Genomic DNA, 20,951 nt, shown 5'->3' with positions numbered 1-20,951 from the left:
ACCCCAAACGCAACAACCCCAGCACGAGCGACCGCAAACCCGGCGACCGGTCCACCGCCATCACCCTCGGCCGCGACCGCGCCGCCGCCGCGACCCGCTCGGCCACCACCGCCCGATACCCCCGCCGCCCCCCATGACGGGCAACCTCACGCGAGACGATCGAGGGATCACGCCCGATCAGGACAGCGATCTCCTTGTACTCCAACGACTCCGCCAGACCACGGGAGATCTCCTCCCGATCAGCCAACGTCAACATCCTGCGCACGACAGGGAATCCTTCCCCACCGAACACCAAGATCACATGCTACGACCGTCTGAGGCTGCCCAGGCGACCTGATGCAACACCTTCGCATCGCCCTCGCCGACCAGTTGTCGGTAGCCGAGAATGAGGTCTTCACAGGTCTGGCGATCGGCGTCGCGGAGGCGACGCAACAGCCACTTGCCGTGCGATTGCCAGCATCGCTGCATGGCGAGGATCAGTTCGCCAACCGCGGTCAGCAACCGATTGGCGATGAAGATCGACTCCTCGTGGTCGGACGATCCGACAAGGTCGTCGAGCAGGTCAGTGATCAGGTAGCGGCGGTCCTCCAACTCGTTCGTGGACAGCGGAGGTGGCCCTGCCTGCAGCCGTGCAGACGCTTCCTCCTGGGTTCGTCGTCCAAGGCCGTCCCGGTCGAGCAGCAGCACGCCCTCACCGCACATGTGCAGCAACGGGGAGCGGCGGGCCTCGGTCTCACGCTCGACGAAGGCCGCATACGACTCGACGGTGCGGCAGAACAGTTCGACCACCCATCCATCGTGTTCGGTCGTTTCGCGAAACGGGGCGGGCGGCCCGCTGACGAATACCACGACGTCGAGATCCGACAACGGGGTTCGACGCTCGGTGCACGCGCTGCCACCCCAGGACAGCGGCCAGCGCGTCGGGAAACCGATCAACGACGAAATCGCGGGCAGTGCGGACAGCATCCATCCACACAGCTTCCTCCACGACGCCGTCAGTCGTTACCGAATATTCGCAATAACTTGCCCTTTCCACGGCCGCGTGGGCTGGAAATGGCTGCGCGACAACGACCCCGACGGCTGGGCCGACGCGGTCGCCTTTGACAAAGCCATCCGCCACGGCCACCCGCACGCCACCGCCCAGGGCCAACCCCTACGCGGGCAATACTTCCTGCACCGCTCCTGTGTCCCACTCGACCAAGCCGACCTCGACACACCCACCAAAACCACACGACATCTCCGATTGATCACCTCCCCGACAGTGACCAACGAGGACGGCGGCTCCGACGGCTGCTCACCCTGGTCCTGCCGCTCCGGCGAACCGGCCACCGCCTCAGAGGAACGTGCGGCATGAGCCCCGAGATTCATCGCGGGCCGATGCCGGTGCTTCTACGCGGACGCCCGATCCCTGCCCCTGGCCGACAACAGCGTCGATCTCGTTGTCACGAGCCCGCCGTACTACGGGCTCAGGTCCTGTACAGATGGTGGTCGGCCGTACGAAGCGCAGATCGGAGCCGAGTCGACCGTGGGCGAGTATCTCGACGCGCTGCTGGAGGTCACACGGGAGTGCGTACGGGTGCTCAAGCCGACGGGATCGATCTGGGTCAACCTGGGCGACAAGTACGCGACCAGCGCGCCGGGGCCGACCGGCGCCAGCGGCAGCAAGACCGCGTATACCCGCACCGGCTACCGCGACACCACCAAAGCCGGACGCCCCAAGTCGCTCCTGGGCATCCCCTGGCGCTACGCGATCCGGTGCACCGACGAACTCGGGCTCATTCTCCGCGCGGAAGTGGTGTGGTCCAAGCCGAACGGGTTGCCCGAGTCGGTGACCGACCGGGTGCGACGCAGCCACGAGACGTGGTTCCACTTCACCGTCTCACCGCGCTACTACTCCGCCGTCGACGAGATCCGCCAACCGCACGCGCCCTCGCCACCGGCCAGATCCAGGCGCGCGTACAAGGCGGGCGACGGCTTTTCCCCGGGCGCACCGCAGCCCCTGAACCCCGCGCAGTTCGCGCACCCGGTGGGAAAGTTGCCCGGCTCGGTGTGGAAGATCCCCACTCAACCACTGCGAGTTCCCCCTGAACTCGGCCTGGACCACTACGCAGCCTTTCCCATGGAATGGCCCCGCCGAGTGATCCTCGGCTGGTCACCCCGCGAGGTCTGCACTGCCTGCGGCCAAGGCCGTCACCCGGTCGTGGAGACCCGGCGAACCGTCGACAACCAGCCTGCCTCCGGCGGGTGGAAACGAGGCGGCATCCAAGGCGAGACGACCGGTGTCGGAAACTGGCGGTACGACACGGTCCGACACATCACGGCCACGGCTGCCGCCGCCCGGACACCACCGCGCCCACCCCTGGGGTCGTGCTCGATCCCTTCGGGGGCACCGGAACCACCGCCCTGGTCGCCGTCATGCACGGCCGCACCGGCATCAGCGCCGATGCCTCCGCCGACTACTGCCACCTGGCCCACTGGCGCGCCAACGACCCCCGACAGCGGGCCAAGGCTGCCACGCCCCTGTCCACCCGCGGCCAGTCCCCACTCATCGTCACCCCCGCCACGACACGACAACGGAGCGTGCAGCATGAAACTCGGGGGATCGCGGTCCGGGCTTGCCTGTGTCGCCGCTGTGGCAACCGCGGGGGTGTGCCCTGTCGCCCGCCCCGCTGGGTGTGTGGCCGCCGAACCTGGTGGGGATGGGGAAACAAGCGGGTCGGGGTGTCAGGCGCGGTGTCGTGTGACGGCGAGGCTTCGGTCCGTCGGGCTTGACCGTCTGGGGTCCTCCGAGCGTGGATACAGCGGTGCGGATCGATCCGGACGGCGCGCGAACCCAAGTCCTGAAACAAGAACCGGATGCGGACGGCGTGATGTTCCGGAGTTCGCCGATCCGCGCCCGGTGTCAAACGGCACGAGAGCCGGTGCCGAGACGACCGCCGCGCGAGCGGGCGTCTGACCGAGTCAAGGGAGGTGACGACGCGATGACCGACCGAACGCCCGGCCAGCCCGCCGCCGACGGGACCGTTCTCGCGGCCTTGCTCGACCACGCGGTGATGATCAGCTCGATTCTTCGGGAGATCTCCCGCCTGCTGCCTGCCGATCCCGACGCGTTGCTGACCGCTGAGCAGTTGGCGGAGTTGTTCCAGTTGTCGGCCAGGACGTTGAAGGACCAGGCGGGAGCGGGAGTGATTCCACATCACCGCTTCGGCAAGCACTACCGGTTCACCCGGGACGACGTCAGAGAAATCCTGCGCCTGTCCCGACACGAGCCACCCACACGGCGATCACGTCCACGCCTGGTGGCGTGACCGCGCGACACCGGGACCCAATCCACAAGACAGCAGATAGAAAGGACGGAAGATGGCCTACGCGCAGAAAGACCACGACGGCGAGGACCCATGGCGGGCCAGGTTCAAACGACCTGACGGGACCTATGGAAGCCGCTCCGGGTTCTCCTCGGAGACAGCAGCCGAGAACTGGGGCAACGAACAGGAGGCCCTGATCCGCCGGAACATGTGGATCGACCCACGCGACGCCGAGACACCCTTCGGTGACTTCGCCGAGGAGTGGATGTCCGCGGTCACACCACGGCACTCCCCCGGGACAACGGTGAAGTACCGCTCGCATCTGGACACTCACCTGCTGCCGCAGTGGCGGGACTGGCCGGTGATCGGGATCTTCAACAGCTATGTCGAGATCGAGAAGTGGGTCTCGGAACTGCACGAGGACCTGGCCGACTCGACGGTGGCGTCGGTGTTCGCCACGTTCTCCACGATCATGAACGCCGTGGTGCGGGCCCGCATGATCCCGGCCAACCCGTGTTACGGCATCCGGGTGACCGGCGGCGCGTATGAGGTCGAGCACCTCATCGCGACTCCGGTGCAGGGGTTGCGCGCGGCGATGCGCCTGCACGAGTCACTGGGCCTGGGCGGGTTCGTGCTCTGCTTGGCGGACCTGTTCACCGGCGCCCGCTGGAGCGAGTTGGCCGGACAACAACGACACGAGTACGACCGCGATCGGCGGGCGATCGGCATCCGCGCACCGCTGCAGGAGGTCAACGGCGCGCTCCTCAAAGCGGGCAGAAGCATCGACCACGTGCAGGCCCAAGAATCCCCGACCGCGGAACGGGCAGGCCGGGCCCGGGGGCGGCAGCGCGGGCGGACGAAGACCCCGGCGGGCACCCGGATGGTCGACCTGCCGCCGACTCTCGCGACGTTCTACGAAATGCTGCTCGACAGCCACTCCGATGTGTTCGTGTTCACCACACCCGAGGGCAAACCGTGGCGACGCTCGAACTTCCGACAGCGCTTCTGGCGCCCGGCCTGGGATGGAGTCGCCCCCGAACGCCCCTGGGCGGAAAACCACCGACCGGCGATCCTGCCCTGGTTCACCTTCCATGAGGGGCGTCACACCCACTCCACCTGGCTCGCCGAGGACGGCATCCCCGAAGTCGCCCGCCGAGCGCGACTGGGCCAGAAGATGAAAGGCATCGCCCGTGTCTACGATCACGTCACCCCGGAGATGCGCACGAAGATCACCACCGTGCTCGAACGCCGCTGGCAGGACGCCCTGCACGGGTTGACCGCTGCGGAACAAGAGCGCCTACGGACCTGGTTCCCCCACATCGAGGTGGCCGGCCACTCACCCAGTGGGTGAACCAGACCCCATCGCCATTTCACCGCCGCCTGATCATGGTCCAACAGAAAAACCCGCCGGTGAAGATCACCGACGGGTCGTCTGACCAGCCTATATAACTGGTGGGCGATACTGGGATTGAACCAGTGACCCCTACCGTGTCAAGGTAGTGCTCTCCCACTGAGCTAATCGCCCGAGGCGGAGGCGGGAATCGAACCCGCGTACAGGGCTTTGCAGGCCCTTGCCTAAGCCACTCGGCCACTCCGCCGGATCCCGAAGGGTTGGCCCCCGGGGGGCCGGCGCAGAGGCCGAACCGCTTCCGAGCGGACGACGGGATTCGAACCCGCGACCCTCACCTTGGCAAGGTGATGCGCTACCAGCTGCGCTACGTCCGCAAGCCACCGGTTTGGGGGCTTGCGGGGCGGTTTCCCGTCCGGCCCTTCCTCCGTGGTGCGAGCAGAACTCTATCGGACGCCGGTTCGCCGCTCCAAATCGGGGGGTGGTGATCAGGTGAGGTCGGTGGAGATCAGGTGCGTGAGCGCCTCGTCGACGTCGACCCACAGGTGCTCGTTACCAGGGACGACGACGTCGTAGGTGCGGTCGAGGAAGTCGGCGAGTTCCTGGGCCGACGCCTCGAACACGGCGTGGCCCGACGGCGAGCTGAGTTCGATCACGACGACCTCCGGGTCGTCCACCGCGGGGCGGATCCGGACGTCGCCGTCGCCCGCTTCTGCGATGAGGCCGTCGGCGAGGAGGTCGCGGGCGAACACCCACTCGACCCAGCCTGCGCGGCCGGTGCGGAACGCCGCAACCACCGCGTACGGATCACGCGTGTCGTACCGCAGTTCGACCTTCACCGGGACCGCTGGGGTCCTCGGCGCCAAGAGGTCGAACACCGCGGTCGACCGCAGCGTGACGTGATCGTTTCGCATCGTCGCTACCCTTCTTCTCCCCTCCCAGCCAAAACGACTGAGCCCCTACTATGTGACGCTCCAGCGCCCCGATCTGAACGCCGAACGAGCCGACATCACCCATCCGGGCCACTGCCGCGCACCCGAGGCAGCCGTGCCGCTTCGCAAAGTGACAAACCCGCTCCGAGGCGCTTCCCATACTGGCTGGTTTTTCTCCCGGTTGGTAGCGCCTCAGGCACGAATATTCGCAGGCGTTTATGTGCCTGGCGCACCAATCTCGCGCTGACCTGGGCCGCCGGGTCGCCGTTGTGGCCAGAGCCACCTTCCCGCAGGTCACAGCCAGGCCTGATCGTTCCCGCTGCCATCTGGGTACTCCAAGAGCACAATGGGCCAGATGGGTGGAAGGTGCGTGATCTAGTGGCAGGCGAGGCTCGCCAGAAAGGTCTGGCACGTCCGGACTGGGCGGACAAGAACCCGACGACCCGCGCCGTATGGCGCACGGGCATCGCCGTGGTCGGCGGCCTCGTTCTCGCGGGCGGAATCCTGATGATCCCCTACCCCGGCCCGGGGTGGCTCGTCGTCTTCGCGGGCCTGGCGATCCTCGCCGTCGAGTTCACTTGGGCCCACCGCGTCCTCACCTACGGCCGCGGCAAATACGACGCCTGGACCGACTGGCTCAAGCGCCAGAGCCTCGCCGTCCGCCTGCTCGTGCTGGCCCTCACCGGCGTCATCGTGGTCGCCACCATCTGGCTGCTGAACGGATTCGCCCTGGTCGGCGGCTGGTTCGGCATCGAGTGGCCCTGGTTGGGGTCCCCACTTTTCACCTCAGCCGGGTGATCCTGTACTCTCTTCCACGTCGACGCGGCCTAGCCGAGCCGGGCGATTAGCTCAGCGGGAGAGCACTTCGTTCACACCGAAGGGGTCACTGGTTCGATCCCAGTATCGCCCACGCAGGTCAGAGGCCCACTCTCAACCATGAGGGTGGGCCTCTGGCGTTGGGTACAGCAGTGAAGTACAGCAGCGGGTCAGTCCAGGTCGTCGCCGAGCTTCCTCAGGGCCTCCCGTACCTGCTCGTCGGAGACCTCGGTGTAGATCTCCACCGTGACCTTCATGTTCGTGTGCCGCAGGATGCGCATCATGACGCTCGGGGGGACTTCCAAATCGGCGAGCATTGTGACGCAGGACCGCGGTCCGTCATGGACTGTGATTTTCGGCACTCTCGCTTTGGCGCATCGCGCGTCCCACGAGCGGTTGAAGTTCCGGGGCTCGATCGGCCTGCCATATCGCGTGGTCATCAGCAGGCCGCTCTCCTGCCAGGCCGCTCCGGCACGGCTCTCGTCCTCGGCCCGCTTCGTCAGCCGGTCGAGGATCGCCGCCGTCACCACCGGGAGCAACGGGAGCGTGCCGTCGGACGCCTCGGTCTTAGTCTCCCTGTGCAGCAGCCGCCCCCGACCCGCTGGAGCTGCCACCCCACGTCCAACACGTTGTCGGTGGCGTCGACAGGGACTCCCAGCGCCTCCCCCTTGCGCATGGCCAGGAGAATGACCAGGAGGTAGGCGACGTACATTGGGTCCCCGTCGTCGCGGGCAGAGGACAGGAAGCGTCGGGCCTGCTCATTCGACCAGCGGCGCGACTTCCGGGGCGGGCGGCGCTTCGGCTTGGGCACCTTGGTCAGACCGACCACGTTCCTGGTCAGCAACTCCTCCATCATCGCGTGATTGACCAGGTTCCGCAGAGTCGTTCGGATATCGGTCAACGAGCGCTTACCCAGGTAATCCCGCAGCATTCGCCGACCGCGCAGCACTTCCGGCGACCGACCTTGCGGCGAGCGTCCTTGCCCTGCGAGCAGCACTGGCACGTCGCCGCGACCTTGTTCGACCACGCCTGCGTGTTGGCCACGGTCAACTTCGTCAACGCCAAGTGCCCCAGACCCGGGACGATGTACAGCCGGACCAGGGTCTGCGTGGTCGAATACGTCATCGGGGCGCAGTTCGGCCTGACGACCCGCTCCAGCCAGGACAACGCATAAGCGCCCACTTTCGGCACCTTCGTCGCCACCGGCCCCACCTTTGCGGCCTGGTGTAGCTTGAGCCATTTCTCGTGCACGATCTCGCGCGTCTTGCCATAGACGTATTTCCGCTTCCGCTCACCGCTCGGTGTCTCCACCCACACGTAAGCGGCGAACCCATTTCGGTACGAGTAAATTGAGCCCTCGCCGTTGGCACGTGCCCGGCCCGACATCAGGACGCCGCCGCAACGCGGTCATTGATGTACTCGTCCACCCGCTCAGGGTCTGTCAAACGAGCGGTGTAACTTCGGGTTGAAGGGGTTTACTTGCGGCTGGCGGCGAGGCGGCCGTCGAAGGCGAGGTCGAAGGCGTTCAGCGCTGGTTTCCAGCGCATGGGCCAGCGGCGTCGTCCGGTGCGGGTCGGGTCCAGACTCGTCACCGCCAGGTAGACGCACTTGAGGGCTGCTTGGTCGTTGGGGAAGTGTCCGCGGGCCTTGACCGCTCGGCGGATGCGGGCGTTGACGGATTCGATGGCGTTGGTCGTGCAGATGGCCTTCCGGATCTCGATGTCGAAGGCCAGGAAGGGGACGAACTCGGCCCAGGCGGTGTCCCACAACCTGATGATGGCGGGATAGCGGGTGCCCCAGGTGGTGGTGAACTCGGTGAACCGTTCGCTGGCGGCTGCTTCGGTGGGGGCGGTGTAGACGGGTTTGAGGGCCTTCGCCACCTGGGCCCAGTCCTGGCGGGGGGCGTAGCGGAAACTGTTGAGCAGCAGGTGCACCACGCAGGTCTGCACCACGGTGCGCGGCCAGACCGTCGTCGCCGCGTCGGGCAGCCCGGTGAGCCCGTCGCAGACGAGCATCAACACATCCGCGACACCGCGGTTGCACAGCTCGGTGAGCACGTGCAGCCAGTACTTCGCGCCCTCACCACCGTCACCGACCCACAACCCGAGGATGTCGCGGTGGCCCTCGGTGATGACACCCAGCGCCACGCAGACCGGCCTGTTCGCGACCTGCCCATCGCGGATCTTGACGTGCACGGCGTCGATGAACACGACCGGGTAGACCGGGTCCAAGGGCCGGTTCTGCCATTCGACCATGCACTCGACCACCTTGTCGGTGATCGTCGAGATCGTCTGCCATGACACCTCGGTCCCGTAGACCTCGGCCAGGTGCGCGGAGATCTCACCGGTGGTCAATGCCTCGGCCGACAACGAGATCACCATCTCATCGACACCGGTCTACCGCTTCTACCGCTTGCCGACGATCCTCGGTGAGAACTCCGCGTTGCGGTCACGCGGGACATCGATCTCCACCGGGCCCACGTCGGTGAGCACGGTCTTCGACCGGGTCCCATTGCGGAAGTTCCCCGTCCCGTGGCCTGCCGGTCGTGCTAGTCATAACCCAGGTGATCGCTCGTTTTACAGTCCCCCTCGTAGCCCGGCCTGCTGCCAATCGCTGCGAGGGTCGCGGTATCTCGGGGGGTAGCCGGCCTCAGACTCATCATGAGGTCCGCGTGCTCCTGGCTGCTGTGCAGGAGGAGGCGAGCGGGGCGCCGAAGTCGGCCAACGAGGGATGGAAGTAGGTGAGGTCGGTGACGATGTCGGAGCAATAGGTGCTCATCGCCAATATGGCTCGTGGTGCGATGTGGAACGAGTTTACCGCGTAGGCATCCTGCGCAGTCTTCGACAGGGAGCGGAAGACGTCGAAGGCGTCGTAGGCGGCCAGAGATTCGTAGGTGAATAGCAGAGGGCGCCTGAGTGCAGCTACAAGTGCTCGGGGAGTGGATGATGCGACGATCGCGCGGGCTGGCATGACGTCCGCGTCGATCAAGGGGCGGACGGCGGGCAGGTGCGCGACGGAGGTGTCGATCATCATGTCGTCCGGCGGGGTGCGTAGCCGCTTGATGAGTCCGGCGTGGCTCACTGTCCGTCCTGTTCCCTCTTCGCGGCGAAAGTCAGGATGACGACTCCGCTCGGCAGCGTTGTCGACTCCACCAGCGTGAACGATCCCGACGAACCCGGGAGATAGAGCAGATCATCAGAAGTGCCGGCGCCCAGGAGGAACGGGTGCACCCACAGGCGCAGCTCGTCGAGGAGTCCTTCTGCCATCAGCGCACGGGACAGCGGCCCGACTCCATACCGCAGGATGTCGGCGCCCGGCTGCTCCTTGAGGCTGCTGATGGCACGGATGGGATCGCGGTCGATGACGGTGGTGTTGTTCACCGCCACGACTGCCCGCGACGTGCGCGTCGACGTCGCCACACCCACACAAGGCGCCGACACCTACGCGGGGATCTACGAGCTCGAATTCGGCATGTTGGTGGCTGCCGGGGCGAATCAGGGGGACACCCCGGGGAAACCCTGATGGCGCGCCGCTGCGGAACCGGCAGCATCAAGGTCGTCAGGGGATCCGTTCCACAGCACGAGGAGAGTTCATGAACGAGGCCAAGCCTGAGTCGACCCGCTCCGCCGCCGACTCCGTAGTCGACGCGGTGCGAGGGTTGTTCCACGAGGGCATCAACCGCCGCGTGGTCGTCCGTGACAGTAAGGACGACGTGGTACTGGACGTGCCGTTGGCCGTCGGCATGGTGGCCGCGCTGGCCGCGCCAGTGGCGACGACGATCGGAGCCGGGGTGGCGCTGGTCGGCAAGTGCGGCATCAAGGTCGAGAACCGGGAATCGCAGGCCGCGTCGCCCGCGACAGTCGCCGACGCCGAGTGATCCGCCGCAGGTGACGCCCGGGTGTCCTGCCCCGGAGCCGGACCGCGGATCATCGAGACGCACCTGCCCGGGCAGGTGAATCGTGTTGTGCAGCGGCGGATCGACGTGGAGACGTCTAGCGAAGAGGTGACAGTCTGCTGGGTCGCCGGATCTCTTGGCCAGCGGGTTCGGGTTTCAGAGGTCAAAAGCGAGACGTGAGTAGCCTCAGCTGATCATCAGCACCCCGGCCCACTGCTGATCCCTCGGTAGCACCAATTCAGCCTGCAATGACAGCTCCAGCCGTCGGCGGACGGAAAAAGCGACGGCCGTCCCCAGGGCCGCCGTGGTCTTGTGGAAGATTGTGGAGCGCCACTTGGCGCGGAAGCGTTTCTGCCGGGCTGATCAGCTAGAGACCGTTTGGCGAGCGGAGCGACCAGAACCGATCAAAGGGTCGTAACCGTCCAGAGAATGTCGGAGGTCACGAGTAGGGTTGGCACTGGTGGAGGCAGTCCGCCTTCATCGGAGGAATACCTCGGCCAGGAGCCAGGGGCGCACTTGCAACCTACCGCAGTCGCGTTGACCCGGCTCGGCCGGCTAGCGGCTGTTACGCCGTCGAGATGTTCTTTCTGAGTCCTGACGTCAGGAAGGATGAGAAACGTGGGTGTGCCGACGGTTCCTTCGCCGGGTGGCGGAGAGCAGGAGCGCGACAGGCGCAAGGATGGGGCCTGGCGTAAGAAGCGCAGCGACGCGGGTAAGAAGCGCAGGAAATAGGTAAGTCGGGGGGCCCGAGGCCCTGTTGCCCCGGGCCCCCCGCCCAAGTGGGGCACATAGGAGAACCAGGCCGCTGTGCAGCAACCAGGGTGACCAAACGCAGCCCGCGCCGACCGCTGACACCCGCGTCACATCCTGGGCAACCAGCGGTGATCCGCTTGCCTGGAGTTCACACCGAAGGGGTCACTGGTTCGATCCCAGTATCGCCAACTGATTATACATGCAGGTCAACGCCCTGCCAGCGGATCTTGCCGGCAGGGCGTTGATCGTTTTGGGAAGCAGCGTGATCTGACCAATCGCCATACCGGAGGGGTCGGGCCGCTTTCGTTGGCACTGCGTCGGTTTCGGGCCATGTCCAGCCTCCATCCTGCTCCCAGCGGGTTTGCAGCCTGATCAACATGCGTTCGACCATGGCATCCGTGACGTGGCTGTAGTCGTCGTCGACGTCTTTGCGGCGGTGGCCCAGTCGGGTCAGGCGCAGGACGCGGGGGGCGCTGTCTTCGATCAGCCGGGTCTGATGGATGTGATGTAGGTCATGGAAGTGCATGTCTTCCTGGAGGGGTGCCGAGCCCAGTTTCGGGTTGCCTGCCAGTGCGGGCAGCCAGATCCTGCGGCGGAAGTTGGACCACCGCCAGAGGGCGCCGTGGGCTCCGGTGGACACGAACCTGGCATCGGGGTTGCGGTCGCGGTGCTCGCGCAGCAGGTCGGCCAGCAACGGCGGCAGGTGCACCACGCGGGCGCTGGCCGGTGTCTTGGCGACCCTAGCTCCAGGCACCCGTTGGAGTTGACTGCGAAGTGGCGTTTGGGGTGGCCGCGCCCTCGGCGATGCCGCGCACGAGGTAGCGGTCGATCAGCTCGTAGTCCTGGGCCTCGGTCACCCGGCCTGGATGGTGACCGACCACACCGGCAGCAACAGCGCGAAGATCCGGATCGGGGTCACGTCGCGGGCGAACGCGGCGTCCTCCAGGACGCGCTGCTCCGGGTAGCCAAACAACCTGGTCGCACTGCCTCCAGCCGCGCGTCGATCTCAGCGTGCCCACCTCCTCGGATCACAGGAAAGGAATATGGCCACAGTCACCGGCGAAATGACCGTGCTGCTGGACGTGCTGGGGCGCGGACAGGGCGACAGCCGAATCCTCGAAGCGATCATCCTGGTAGGCCCCCGCATGGACGTCGAGGAATTCGACTTCGATGGCGAGAAGTCGACGTATTTCACCTTCAAGCCCGCCGGAACGGACCTGCTCTTCGAAAACGGCGTCTTGGTATCGGTCATGGTGCGGACCCAGCCAGACAGCCAGGATGAAACCTACGGCCGGTATCCGCGGCCTGCGGCGCTGATAGACGGCCTGTCCCCCACCGCTACCCGCGCCGAAGTCACGGCTCTCCTGGGCGATCCGGAACGTGTCGGGCCGAATTTCGACCGGTACGAGGTCTACGACCGTTATCTGCACTTCGAGTTCGATTCGCACAGCCGAGTCGCCAGAATCTCCGCACTGCTTGAGCCGGTCTGAATGAACCGCATGGGTAAATGAAGCCTGACGAGGAGACGACTCCCCCAAGGCCCCGGCCGGTGCTTTCGGTCACCGGTTCATGTTGTCCGCGGCCACTTTCGTCAACTGCTCGGCCGTGGCGCACCTCTGGTCCTCGGGCTGGTCGTTCTCGACGGTCACCAGCAGGACGTCCACCAGGGCGCGCTCAGGCCGGTTCGATGGCGGGTAGGGCACCCTGAAGGTGCACTCTCCGTCCTTCTTCTCAAGGTAGGCCGGACGGCCGCCGACCGGCTTCAGCGTCCCCGTGATCTCGGCTCTGGCGGCGTGCTGGTCGTAGCGCACGTGGACGCCGGTCTTGGTGATCGCCGTGTACCACTTGCACGACCAGCCACCGAACACGTTCACCCCGGCGGTCAATCCGGGCAGCGCGTCGTCCGGCAGGAGTTCACAGGTGTTGATGTGCGCCGCCGATCCCGGTGGGAATTCCTCGGTGCGCCGGGGAATCGGGCCTGCGCGGAGCACCTCCCGCACGGTCTCCACCGCGATGTCGGCGATCCGGCACAGGTCCTTCGGGGAGTCCTCCATCGTCGCGGTCACCCGGACCCCGTACGTGTCGTCGACCAGCACGATGCGGTTGCATTCGGAGTCGGGCAACGGAATGGCGAGCACCTCGAACGGCGGAGCCGAGATGGTGCGCCATGTCGCGTCCCGCCGCTGGGAAGCCAGAGTCGCCAACTGCACCTCGACATCGAGCTTCTCGTTCCGCCCCACGTCGATCAGCACGTCGCAGCGGTTGAAGTTGGCCCAGTCTGGCTTCAGCTCCGGTGGGCCGAACTCGCGGAAGTCGCTCGCGCGGAGCAGCGCGCACGGGTCGGCCGTGTGCTCATCGCCGATGAGGCCGTCCCCGGTTTCCGGCAGCGCCACGGCGAGCACCGCCGCCGTCAGGCCCGCGACGGCCAGGCCCGCGCCGGTCACCTGGACGAGCCCGCGCCGCCAGAGCGGTGTGCGGGCGGGTGGCAGCGAGGGCGGCTCCCAGTCGCCGACGATCTCCCGCAGCCGCAGCCGCACCTGCTCCGCGGTCGGCCGCCGCTTGGGCTTGCGGTCCAGCATCTCGGTCATCAGCGGCGCGAGCGGCCCGTCCGGCACCGTGATCTCGCTGTCGCGAGCGCGGGCCAGCACCTCGACCGCGTCGCCCGTGCCGAACGGCGGAGCGCCGACCAGTGCCGCGTACAGCGTCGCGCCGAGGGAGAACACGTCCGACGCCGCACCCGCGGCCAACCCGCCCGCGACCTCGGGCGCGGTGTAGCCAGGCGTGCCGCTGATCCGGCCGTCGTCGGTCCCGGTGACCTCGCGCCAGATTGAGATGCCGAAGTCGGTGAGCTTCGCGAGGTCGTTGTCGCCGACCAGGATGTTGCCCGGCTTCACATCGCGGTGCACGATCCGCTGGGCGTGCAGTGCCGCGAGCGCGCCCGCGATCTGCACCCCGATCCGCGCGACCCGGTCAGGCGGCAGCGGCCCGGTCGCGATGATCTTGTCGAGGCTGTCCGCGGCCATGTTCTCCATGACCAGCCAGCCGTCGTCCACGCAGTCGTGCACCGCGATCAGGTTCGGGTGGTGCACCTGGGCCGCGATCTCAGCTTCGCGCCGGAACTGCCTGCGTTCCGCCGAGTTCGCGACCCCGTGCGGGCGCTTGAGCGCGACCACGCGCTTGAGCTTCGTGTCGAACGCGGTCCAGACCGTGCCGCCCGAACCCGAGCCCCGCGCGTCTTCGAGCCGGTAACGCCCGTCGACGACATCCCCTGTACGCACTCTACGTAGTCTATCCACTCCGGGGAGTGCCCGCTATGGCCGGTCGCGCGCGGGGATCGGCGACCATTCACCTTCCACTATTCGGAAATCAGCTGTGCGTGACGGCGAGGCCGTAGATGGTGACCTGGCCGAAGTTGTCGCCGTCGCACGGTTTCGAGTTGCCGCAGTTGGCCTGGGTGTAGGCCCCGGCTTTGAAATAGCCGCCGGTGAAGTCCGCGTCGATCGTGTCGACCAGCCGCCCGTTGTAGAACGCGCGGACCTCGCCGCCGCTCACCTCGAACTTCGCCACGAACCGGGTGCCGAGCACGTAGTCGTCGGTGATCAGCCTGTGGTTGGTCGTGTCACCGTTGGTCAGCCACAGCTTCCGGCCTTCGAGCCGGAACACCGCGACGTCGTCGCTGGCGTCGTGGATCTGACCGGCCACCACGTGCGGGCGTCGCTTCGGCAGCTCGGTGATCGCCTGGTCGATCACCATGGTGTGCTTGCCGGACGTGGCGGACCAGCTCGCGAGCCTCGACCCCTTCATCTCCCGCAGCTCGGAACGGGGGTTCCTGCTGTTCCGCGTCGTCACACCGTTGACCGGGGCTCGAAACCGGACACCGTCGCAGTTCTCACCGGTGACGAACCACGGGTCGAGCGTGTAGTCGTCCAATTGGGGCTGGGTGATCTCCAGCGGCTGGACGTCCTCCTTGTCGGGGTTGTCGACCGGCAGCGTGACCTTCCAGTTCGCCAGGTCCAGCACCTGCGCGGGCGCCTCGCACCCCGCGGCGGGCACGGCGCCGTCGGCACCGCTCGCGGTCGCCTCGGGCGCGGACGGCTCGGCCGCCGCCGATCCGGCAGGCGACAGCGCGAGCGCCACAGCGATCGCCAGGGTCTTCCTCATCGTTCGGCCTCCCATCGGTTTCGGCGAACCCTAAGAAGGCGCAACCGGGAGGGGTCTCCCACACTTTCGGGTAAAGCATTCCGCGGGCGTGCTTTCGTGACTCTTCCTGGCGATAATCGGACGAGTTCCCGCATGGCCCCCATCGAGCGCGGACACGGACGGGCATGTTCCAGGGGACCGGTCCCCGACGGCGTTGACACACTGTCGGCGGACCTGAGGGAGCCTGATGAACCACGACAGCCTGGCCCGCGGCGTGCCGCACGCCACACCAGGGGCCATCGTCGCCCGTGCGCTGACCGGGCGCCTCCACGTCGACCCCGTCGAAGGGCGCACTGTCCGGTTCGGACGCAACCGCCCGAACGTCGACCTGTGCGTCGGCGAGACCGACCTGCGGGTCAGCCGCCAGCACGGCCTGCTCACCCGCCGCGACGGCCACTGGTGGGTCGCCAACACCGGGCAGTCACCGATCCGGCTGCCCGGAACCCGGTGGCTGTTCCGCGACGAGGAAGCGGTGCCGTTGGCCAACGGCTACACACCGCTGTTCGTGCGCGGCTCCCGCGACCGCGAGCACCTGCTGGAGCTGTACGTCGCCGACGGCACGGCCAAACAGCTGGTCCCCCAGCACGAGTCGGTCATCCAGCCCCCGACCCGATGGCGGCTCACCCCCGACGAACGCCTCCTGCTCGTCGCCCTGGGCCAGCGCTACCTGCTGCACGAGGCCAATCCCCAACCCGTGTCCCGCCAACAGGTCGCGGAAGTGATGGCGGAACTGCGGCCGGACGCCAACTGGAGCGTCAAGCGCGTCGAGCACATGGTCGCCGAGGTCCGCGCCCGGCTGTCCGCCGGTGGCGTGCCTGGCCTGCTCCGCGAGGAGGTCGGCGAACCCGTCGGCAACACGCTCAACGACAACCTGCTGCGCGAGCTGATGCTGTCCACCAGCCTCGTGCCACCGGACCTGGCCTTGCTCGACCCGTTGTCCTGAGCGGAACCGGTCCCGCCCAGCCCGCTCCTGTCACCGACGGTCGGGGCGCTCGGCGTCGACCACGCGACTCAGAAGGCGCGAACTCGAAAGTGCCACCTGGGTCGCGAGCGATTTCGCGCGGGAAACCAATCCGACGGGCATTTCAAGATCGGCACAGGTCGGCCGCCCAAACCGGCAACCGGGCGCACACGGCGCGATAGTCGCTCGCAATATCAATTCGGGAGCGGTCCCCACGAGCGCGACTAAAGTCACATCTGGATGTTCGAACAGTCGGCGGACGCCACGCCACTCGTGAAATCGCGATGGCGATTTCCGAGAAGTTCGCATCCGACCATGACAACCCGAAAGGAACCAATCATGAATCTGCGGAAGACAGCGGGAGTGCTGGTGTTGTCGGCGGCGGCGTTGACCGCGACGGTGGCGACCGCGTCCCCGTCCTGGGCGGCGGAGGCCGCCCCCCAGGCCTGTGGCCTTGGCGCCAACGTGCCCAACAGCAACCTGGACGGCACCGGCAGCCGTTCGGGCTGCGCCAACAACGTCACCCTGACGGTGCGGGTGTACAAGGAGGTCTCCCTGGCCTGGGACGAACTGGTGGGACAGACGTCGCGGACGAATTTCGGCAACGGCAGCCTCACCGCGGACGGCGGGTGCGCGGGCCGGGGCTCCTATTACACCTACGTCCTGAGTTCGACGGGCAACGACTACTCGTCGGGCCGCGTCACCCGATGCTGACCCGCTGACACACCGGCAGCCGCGCCCCGCCAAGGCGCGGCTGCCGGGCCGACGCGCGAAAAACGATTCCCCGCACATCGCCGTCAGGAACTTGTATTCCGGTTGTTTCCCTGGCCAGTGAGATGACACCCGAAGCTCCGGCCATTCCGGGGAGGGAGTGACCATGACCAGATACCGCGCGCCGCGCTGGCCCGCGACGCCGCTGGCGGTGGGCGTGCCCGCCGGGGTGGTGTTCGTGGTGACGCTGTTGTCGACGACCGACATGCTGCGCTGGCGCTTTCCGGAATGGGTGACCGTCTCCGCCCAGTTCCACCAGCTCACCGCGTTCACCGCGCCGGTCGCCGGGGCGGCCGCGACCTACTGGTCCGGGCGGCTGCCTGCCCCCGACCGCGGCGACACCACGGCGCACGCGGTGGTCCGGCGTCATCTGCTGTTGCTGACCGCGGGGTTCGTCACCGCCTACCTGCTCGGTCTGGCGCCGCTGACCGTGGTCGCCGCACTGCGCGCCGAAACCGGGCACGCCGAGCCGCTGGTGATGCTCAGCGGCGTGCTGGCCCTGGTGGCCGCCACCGTCGTCGGCTACCTGATCGGACTGCTCGGCAGGACCGCCTGGTTCGCTCCGGTGACGTTCCTGCTGTTGCTCGCGGTCGCGGTAGCGGGCTGGTCGGGTGACACCTTCGCGGGCCTGGCGCCGGTGCTGCACGTCGTCCCCGCGTTGGGGCAACGGGAGAGCACTCCGCTGGTGCTCTACCGGGTGACGTTCCTGGCGCTGGTGGCCGCGGTGGGAACGCTGCTGGCGGCCAGGGCGGCGCGCGAGCGCCGGGCACGGCGTTCGGCGCCCTCGGTCCAGGCCGTCGGCTTGTGCGCCCTGCTGCTCGCGGTGGCCTCGGTGTCCCTGCTCAACCAGCCCGCGTTGTTCGTCCTGGAGCGGCATCCGCCCGTCGCCTGCTCGGACGTGGCCCGAGTCCAGCTCTGCGTCCACACCGGCCACCGCGGCCGACTCGACGACCTGGCCGACTCCCTGGCGCCGGTGCTCACCGCCCACGGCGCGGCCGACCGGCGGCTGGGCCGCATCTACGATCGCGCGCTGCTGGGTCTGCGCCAAGACCTGCCCGACGACCAACGGACCTTGTGGTACGAGGTGCACCCCGCTGTCCCGCTGCGGGCCGACCTGCCCGCGGTCAGCGCCGCGCTGGCAGGCGTCCACGCCTGCACGGGCGGCGGCCCGGAGGATCAGCACAGGGAGTCCCACCTGCTCGCCCTGGCGTTGCAACAGTGGTTGGAGGGCGCCGCCGACGACCACAATCCGTTCGCACAGCTGCCGCGCGAGAGCGTGCAACACTTCATCGCTCGGCACGACAAGGCGATCGCCGACTGCTCCTTGCGCATCGAGTACCTGCCGTAAGCCGAAAACGGTTGGACGGGATGCTGCTCGGGCTTGTAGCTTGCGGTGGACCGCGACACCGCCCGGGGAGGTGCGACCCATGAACGTTTCAACGATGTGGGTGCTCCCCCTTCCCGTCACGGTCGGGCGATTGGCGTAGGTGTCGCCGGGAGTGCCTTGGCAACAGGGAACTCCCGAAAGGCAACACCATGGACCGGCGACGCGGTGGCCGCGGCCGGTGCGACGATCGACCGCGAGGCGACCCGGCTCGACCGGCTGGTCGCCCACCTGCTCGACCTGGCCCGGCTGGGAGCCGACGACTTCCGCCTGGACGTGCTGGCCGTCGACCTGACAGCGCTGGTCGCCGAGGCCGCGACGGTGTGGTCAGCCCGCTGCGCCGCGGCGGGTGTGCGTTTCTCGGTGGAGTCACCAAGTGAGCCGGTCGTCGCGCACGCCGATCCGCGGCGGCTGCGGCAAGTGCTCGACGGGTTGGCGGAGAACGCGTCGCGGGTCACCCCGGCGGGCAGGCCGATCGTCCTGGCGCTGTCCCGCTCCCCCTGAGCCGCCGTGCTGCGGGTGCGCGGCGGCGGCCCCGGGCTGGCGCCGGAGGAATACGCGATGGCCTTCGAGCGCGGGATGCTGAACGCGCGCTACAGCGGGAGTCGGCCGGTGGGCACCGGGATCGGATTGGCGCTGGCGCACGGGTTGGTGACCAGAATGGGCGCAACGATCGAGGCGGGTCCCGCGGCTGAGGGCGGCGCCGCCTTCACTGTCCGCATTCCGACCGGCTGACTCAGCAGGTCGAGCCACCGGGGCGGGCCGCGACCGGCGGACCGCCAGGATCGGCTTCGTCCTTCGCCGAGAACACACCTGGCCCGCGGTCAGCCGAGCAGGGTTTTGCCGTCCTCGGCGCGGACGACCTCGATGAGGGCGCGCAGCCCGGTGGCGGTGCGGGCGATCTCCTCGTCGGTGATGTGGATCGACGGCTCGAAGCGGAGGGTGTTGGTGGCGCTGGCGGTCGGGAACACGCGGAGGTTGTGTTCACGCAGGAGGTAACCGGAGAACAAGTAGCCGATGAGGCCGCCTGCGGCCTGTTCGCTGATGACCTCGGAGCCGGAGCCGGTCAGGTCGTGGAATTCCAGGCCCGCCATCAGGCCCTTGCCGCGGACCTCCTTGACCACGTCGCTGAACTCGTCGCGGAGGGAGCGCAGAGCCGCCAGGAGTTTTTCGCCCTGTCGGGTGGCGAGGCGGTAGGCCTCGCCGCCGTCGGCCTCCAGGAGTTCGACCACGCGGATGGCGATCTGGGTGGAGAAGCTGTCCTTGGCGTAGGTGGAGCTGTGCACCAGCTCGAAGTCGTCGCGGTAGCGGGAGGCGCGGATGAGCGTGATGGCCGCCTTGGCGATGCCGCCGCCCAGGCTCTTGGCCAGCGTGATGTAGTCGCCCCGCACACCGAGGTGGGAGCTGGCGAAAAACGCCCCGGAACGGCCCATGCCGCTCTGCACCTCGTCCACGATGACCGGGATGTCCTCGGCGTCGAGCAGGTCGCGCAGCCGGGCCACGGCGTCGCGGTCGAGGACGCGGATGCCCGCCTCGCCCTGGATGGGCTCCAGGATGAACGCGCTGACCGCCGGTATCGGGCGCTCGACAACGTGGACGACGCCGCCGTCGACGGCCAGGTCGAGCAGGGTCTTGCGCTCGGCTTCGATGGTCTTGGCGATGACGTCGGTCCGCTCAAGCGGGACGAACCGGGCCTGGGCGGCCATCGCGCTGAACGGGGTGCGGTAGCCGGGGTTGTGCGTCAACTGGACGCTGGCCGCGAGCTTGCCGTGGAAGGAGCCCTCCGGCGCGAGGTAGACCGGCGGGGTGGCTGCGCGTTCGGCGTTGGCGGCGCGGACGGCGGCGACCAGCTCATCGATGCCCCCTGCTGCGGCGGGCAGCGGGGCGGTTGCCCCGATCGCCGCGCCGGTCGCGGCGACGGCGTCGAGGTTCGCCTCGACGGCGGCCAGCGCCGCGCCGATCTTGAGCACGCGGTCCATCTCGGCGTGCTTGATGGCGACCTCGTTGGCCTCGGCGCCGCTGTTGGCGAAGACCGCCGAGTAGTGCTCGGTGACGCCGAACTCGCGGTGCAGGATCGTGTTCAGCTTCCAGGCGAGGTCATTGGCGTACGGGTGTTTGGAGAACTGGGCGTGCACCGGGGTGCCGCCGTCGAGCAGCGATTTCGCGTAGTCGACGATATCGGGGTTGTTGTGCCCGAGAATGGTCGAACCGTATCCGCCGACCAGGTCGAGCACCTCGACCTCGGCCCCTTCCGCGTCGCGGTAGTAGAGCGAGTTCCCCGCCGACCGGGTGTATTCGACACCGAGCCCGAGGGAGGCCAGCCACCCGCCGATGTGCGGCTCGGCGAGCTCGGGTTTGTCCGCCACCGGGTTCATCATCGTCGGGTTCATCATCGTCCCCTATCCACTCCGGTCTCATCCGCCCTGACACTGCGAAAGCCCAGGTGAGCCTTCCCCCTGGCACTGGACCGACAATACCGGCGTCCGGCGGAAATCCACCTCTCCGTGGTATCGCTGCGGTAATCGAACACACTTGGCATGGGTGAGCCCGCCGCTTACCGGGCATTGACCGCAGCGGGGACGGCAC

The 20,951-nt window shown here is 67.7% G+C and carries 22 protein-coding genes, 4 tRNA genes and 3 pseudogenes; 14 read left to right on the top strand and 15 right to left on the bottom strand.

Features of this window, described 5'->3' with window-relative positions; translation table 11 throughout:
- Window positions 1-256 (bottom strand): helix-turn-helix domain-containing protein (locus tag BLS56_RS27090; RefSeq protein WP_228771977.1); only part of this gene is annotated, 256 nt, incomplete at its 3' end.
- A 41-nt stretch (window positions 257-297) separates the two neighbouring features.
- Entirely contained in the window at window positions 298-966 is a 669-nt protein-coding gene (locus BLS56_RS27085; RefSeq protein WP_091456506.1) for a DNA polymerase subunit beta, read from the bottom strand.
- A gap of 76 nt (window positions 967-1,042) precedes the next feature.
- Between BLS56_RS27085 and BLS56_RS27080 the strand changes: the two genes are divergently transcribed.
- The 5 genes and pseudogenes from BLS56_RS27080 to BLS56_RS27065 all read left to right on the top strand — a co-directional run bounded on the left by BLS56_RS27080 (window position 1,043) and on the right by BLS56_RS27065 (window position 4,656).
- Complete coding sequence (locus BLS56_RS27080; RefSeq protein ID WP_091456503.1) at window positions 1,043-1,354, top strand: hypothetical protein; 312 nt, start codon at window positions 1,043-1,045, stop codon at window positions 1,352-1,354.
- Between the two features lie 12 nt (window positions 1,355-1,366).
- Window positions 1,367-2,146, top strand: a pseudogene (locus BLS56_RS33135) (DNA-methyltransferase); the annotation flags it as partial.
- Window positions 2,125-2,772, top strand: a complete 648-nt coding sequence (locus BLS56_RS33130) for a DNA methyltransferase (RefSeq protein ID WP_139191020.1) — start codon at window positions 2,125-2,127, stop codon at window positions 2,770-2,772. The pseudogene BLS56_RS33135 and the gene BLS56_RS33130, both read left to right, overlap by 22 nt.
- 209 nt (window positions 2,773-2,981) lie before the next feature.
- Window positions 2,982-3,308: a helix-turn-helix domain-containing protein gene (locus BLS56_RS27070; protein ID WP_228771973.1), complete on the top strand. Its 327-nt coding sequence runs from the start codon at window positions 2,982-2,984 to the stop codon at window positions 3,306-3,308.
- Window positions 3,309-3,360: 52 nt separating this feature from the next.
- Window positions 3,361-4,656, top strand: a complete 1,296-nt coding sequence (locus BLS56_RS27065; protein WP_139191019.1) for a tyrosine-type recombinase/integrase — start codon at window positions 3,361-3,363, stop codon at window positions 4,654-4,656.
- A 99-nt stretch (window positions 4,657-4,755) separates the two neighbouring features.
- Here BLS56_RS27065 and BLS56_RS27060 read toward each other — a convergent pair.
- The 4 genes from BLS56_RS27060 to BLS56_RS27045 all read right to left on the bottom strand — a co-directional run bounded on the left by BLS56_RS27060 (window position 4,756) and on the right by BLS56_RS27045 (window position 5,567).
- Window positions 4,756-4,830: transfer RNA gene (locus tag BLS56_RS27060), tRNA-Val, on the bottom strand.
- 1 nt (window position 4,831) lies between these two features.
- A tRNA-Cys gene (locus BLS56_RS27055) sits at window positions 4,832-4,903 on the bottom strand.
- Window positions 4,904-4,957: 54 nt separating this feature from the next.
- Window positions 4,958-5,030, bottom strand: a tRNA-Gly gene (locus BLS56_RS27050).
- 111 nt (window positions 5,031-5,141) lie between these two features.
- Window positions 5,142-5,567 carry an SsgA family sporulation/cell division regulator gene (locus BLS56_RS27045; protein WP_018687187.1) on the bottom strand — a complete coding sequence of 142 codons (426 nt, stop codon included), beginning with the start codon at window positions 5,565-5,567 and terminating at the stop codon, window positions 5,142-5,144.
- A 396-nt stretch (window positions 5,568-5,963) separates the two neighbouring features.
- On the opposite strand from BLS56_RS27045, the gene BLS56_RS27040 reads away from it, so the two are divergent.
- Window positions 5,964-6,383 carry a TIGR02611 family protein gene (locus BLS56_RS27040; RefSeq protein WP_175483069.1) on the top strand — a complete coding sequence of 140 codons (420 nt, stop codon included), beginning with the start codon at window positions 5,964-5,966 and terminating at the stop codon, window positions 6,381-6,383.
- 40 nt (window positions 6,384-6,423) lie between these two features.
- Window positions 6,424-6,495, top strand: a tRNA-Val gene (locus BLS56_RS27035).
- A 76-nt stretch (window positions 6,496-6,571) separates the two neighbouring features.
- Here BLS56_RS27035 and BLS56_RS32610 read toward each other — a convergent pair.
- The 5 genes and pseudogenes from BLS56_RS32610 to BLS56_RS27015 form a co-directional block, all read right to left on the bottom strand.
- A complete protein-coding gene (locus BLS56_RS32610; protein WP_228771972.1) occupies window positions 6,572-7,015 on the bottom strand; it encodes a tyrosine-type recombinase/integrase in 444 nt (147 codons plus the stop codon).
- A 283-nt stretch (window positions 7,016-7,298) separates the two neighbouring features.
- Window positions 7,299-7,604, bottom strand: a complete 306-nt coding sequence (locus BLS56_RS32605) for a tyrosine-type recombinase/integrase (protein WP_228771971.1) — start codon at window positions 7,602-7,604, stop codon at window positions 7,299-7,301.
- 272 nt (window positions 7,605-7,876) lie between these two features.
- Window positions 7,877-8,973, bottom strand: a pseudogene (locus BLS56_RS27025) (IS256 family transposase); the annotation flags it as partial.
- Between the two features lie 86 nt (window positions 8,974-9,059).
- A complete protein-coding gene (locus tag BLS56_RS27020; RefSeq protein ID WP_091456498.1) occupies window positions 9,060-9,482 on the bottom strand; it encodes a hypothetical protein in 423 nt (140 codons plus the stop codon).
- Entirely contained in the window at window positions 9,479-9,781 is a 303-nt protein-coding gene (locus BLS56_RS27015) for a dihydrofolate reductase family protein (protein WP_228771970.1), read from the bottom strand. The genes BLS56_RS27020 and BLS56_RS27015 overlap by 4 nt, the downstream gene beginning before the upstream one ends.
- On the opposite strand from BLS56_RS27015, the gene BLS56_RS31820 reads away from it, so the two are divergent.
- Together BLS56_RS31820 and BLS56_RS27010 are read left to right on the top strand one after the other, a co-directional pair.
- The gene (locus BLS56_RS31820; RefSeq protein WP_175483061.1) at window positions 9,762-9,923 is read left to right on the top strand and encodes a hypothetical protein; all 162 of its coding nucleotides are present in this window, start codon (window positions 9,762-9,764) and stop codon (window positions 9,921-9,923) included. The two genes, BLS56_RS27015 and BLS56_RS31820, sit on opposite strands and share 20 nt — an antisense overlap.
- Before the next feature lie 70 nt (window positions 9,924-9,993).
- Window positions 9,994-10,278 carry a DUF4342 domain-containing protein gene (locus BLS56_RS27010; protein ID WP_091456493.1) on the top strand — a complete coding sequence of 95 codons (285 nt, stop codon included), beginning with the start codon at window positions 9,994-9,996 and terminating at the stop codon, window positions 10,276-10,278.
- Between the two features lie 964 nt (window positions 10,279-11,242).
- Here the strand turns inward: BLS56_RS27010 and BLS56_RS27005 are convergent.
- Window positions 11,243-11,758: a hypothetical protein gene (locus BLS56_RS27005; protein WP_139191018.1), complete on the bottom strand. Its 516-nt coding sequence runs from the start codon at window positions 11,756-11,758 to the stop codon at window positions 11,243-11,245.
- A 334-nt stretch (window positions 11,759-12,092) separates the two neighbouring features.
- Between BLS56_RS27005 and BLS56_RS27000 the strand changes: the two genes are divergently transcribed.
- The gene (locus BLS56_RS27000) at window positions 12,093-12,539 is read left to right on the top strand and encodes a hypothetical protein (protein WP_091456488.1); all 447 of its coding nucleotides are present in this window, start codon (window positions 12,093-12,095) and stop codon (window positions 12,537-12,539) included.
- Window positions 12,540-12,608: 69 nt separating this feature from the next.
- On the opposite strand, the gene BLS56_RS26995 is transcribed toward BLS56_RS27000, so the two are convergent.
- Together BLS56_RS26995 and BLS56_RS26990 are read right to left on the bottom strand one after the other, a co-directional pair.
- Window positions 12,609-14,327, bottom strand: a complete 1,719-nt coding sequence (locus tag BLS56_RS26995) for a serine/threonine-protein kinase (RefSeq protein ID WP_175483068.1) — start codon at window positions 14,325-14,327, stop codon at window positions 12,609-12,611.
- A gap of 88 nt (window positions 14,328-14,415) precedes the next feature.
- Window positions 14,416-15,210: a polysaccharide lyase family 7 protein gene (locus BLS56_RS26990; protein ID WP_091456484.1), complete on the bottom strand. Its 795-nt coding sequence runs from the start codon at window positions 15,208-15,210 to the stop codon at window positions 14,416-14,418.
- Window positions 15,211-15,436: 226 nt separating this feature from the next.
- Here BLS56_RS26990 and BLS56_RS26985 point away from each other — a divergent pair, with 226 nt between their 5' ends.
- The 4 genes and pseudogenes from BLS56_RS26985 to BLS56_RS26970 all read left to right on the top strand — a co-directional run.
- Window positions 15,437-16,192 (top strand): FHA domain-containing protein, encoded by a 756-nt coding sequence (locus BLS56_RS26985; protein WP_091456481.1) that lies wholly within the window; start codon window positions 15,437-15,439, stop codon window positions 16,190-16,192.
- A 357-nt stretch (window positions 16,193-16,549) separates the two neighbouring features.
- The gene (locus BLS56_RS26980; protein ID WP_091456479.1) at window positions 16,550-16,924 is read left to right on the top strand and encodes a hypothetical protein; all 375 of its coding nucleotides are present in this window, start codon (window positions 16,550-16,552) and stop codon (window positions 16,922-16,924) included.
- Between the two features lie 163 nt (window positions 16,925-17,087).
- Window positions 17,088-18,329, top strand: coding sequence for a hypothetical protein (locus BLS56_RS26975; protein WP_091456477.1), 1,242 nt, complete (start codon window positions 17,088-17,090; stop codon window positions 18,327-18,329).
- A gap of 213 nt (window positions 18,330-18,542) precedes the next feature.
- Window positions 18,543-19,100: pseudogene (locus BLS56_RS26970) on the top strand (sensor histidine kinase); the annotation flags it as partial.
- Window positions 19,101-19,189: 89 nt separating this feature from the next.
- Here BLS56_RS26970 and BLS56_RS26965 read toward each other — a convergent pair.
- The gene (locus BLS56_RS26965; RefSeq protein ID WP_228771969.1) at window positions 19,190-20,758 is read right to left on the bottom strand and encodes an aspartate aminotransferase family protein; all 1,569 of its coding nucleotides are present in this window, start codon (window positions 20,756-20,758) and stop codon (window positions 19,190-19,192) included.
- Window positions 20,759-20,951 lie beyond the last annotated feature (193 nt).

This window comes from Actinokineospora iranica, assembly GCF_900101685.1.
Taxonomy (GTDB): Bacteria; Actinomycetota; Actinomycetes; order Mycobacteriales; family Pseudonocardiaceae; genus Actinokineospora; species Actinokineospora iranica.
The sequence above is the reverse complement of the archived record's forward strand: the minus strand, read 5'-3'. Positions and strand labels throughout refer to the sequence as shown.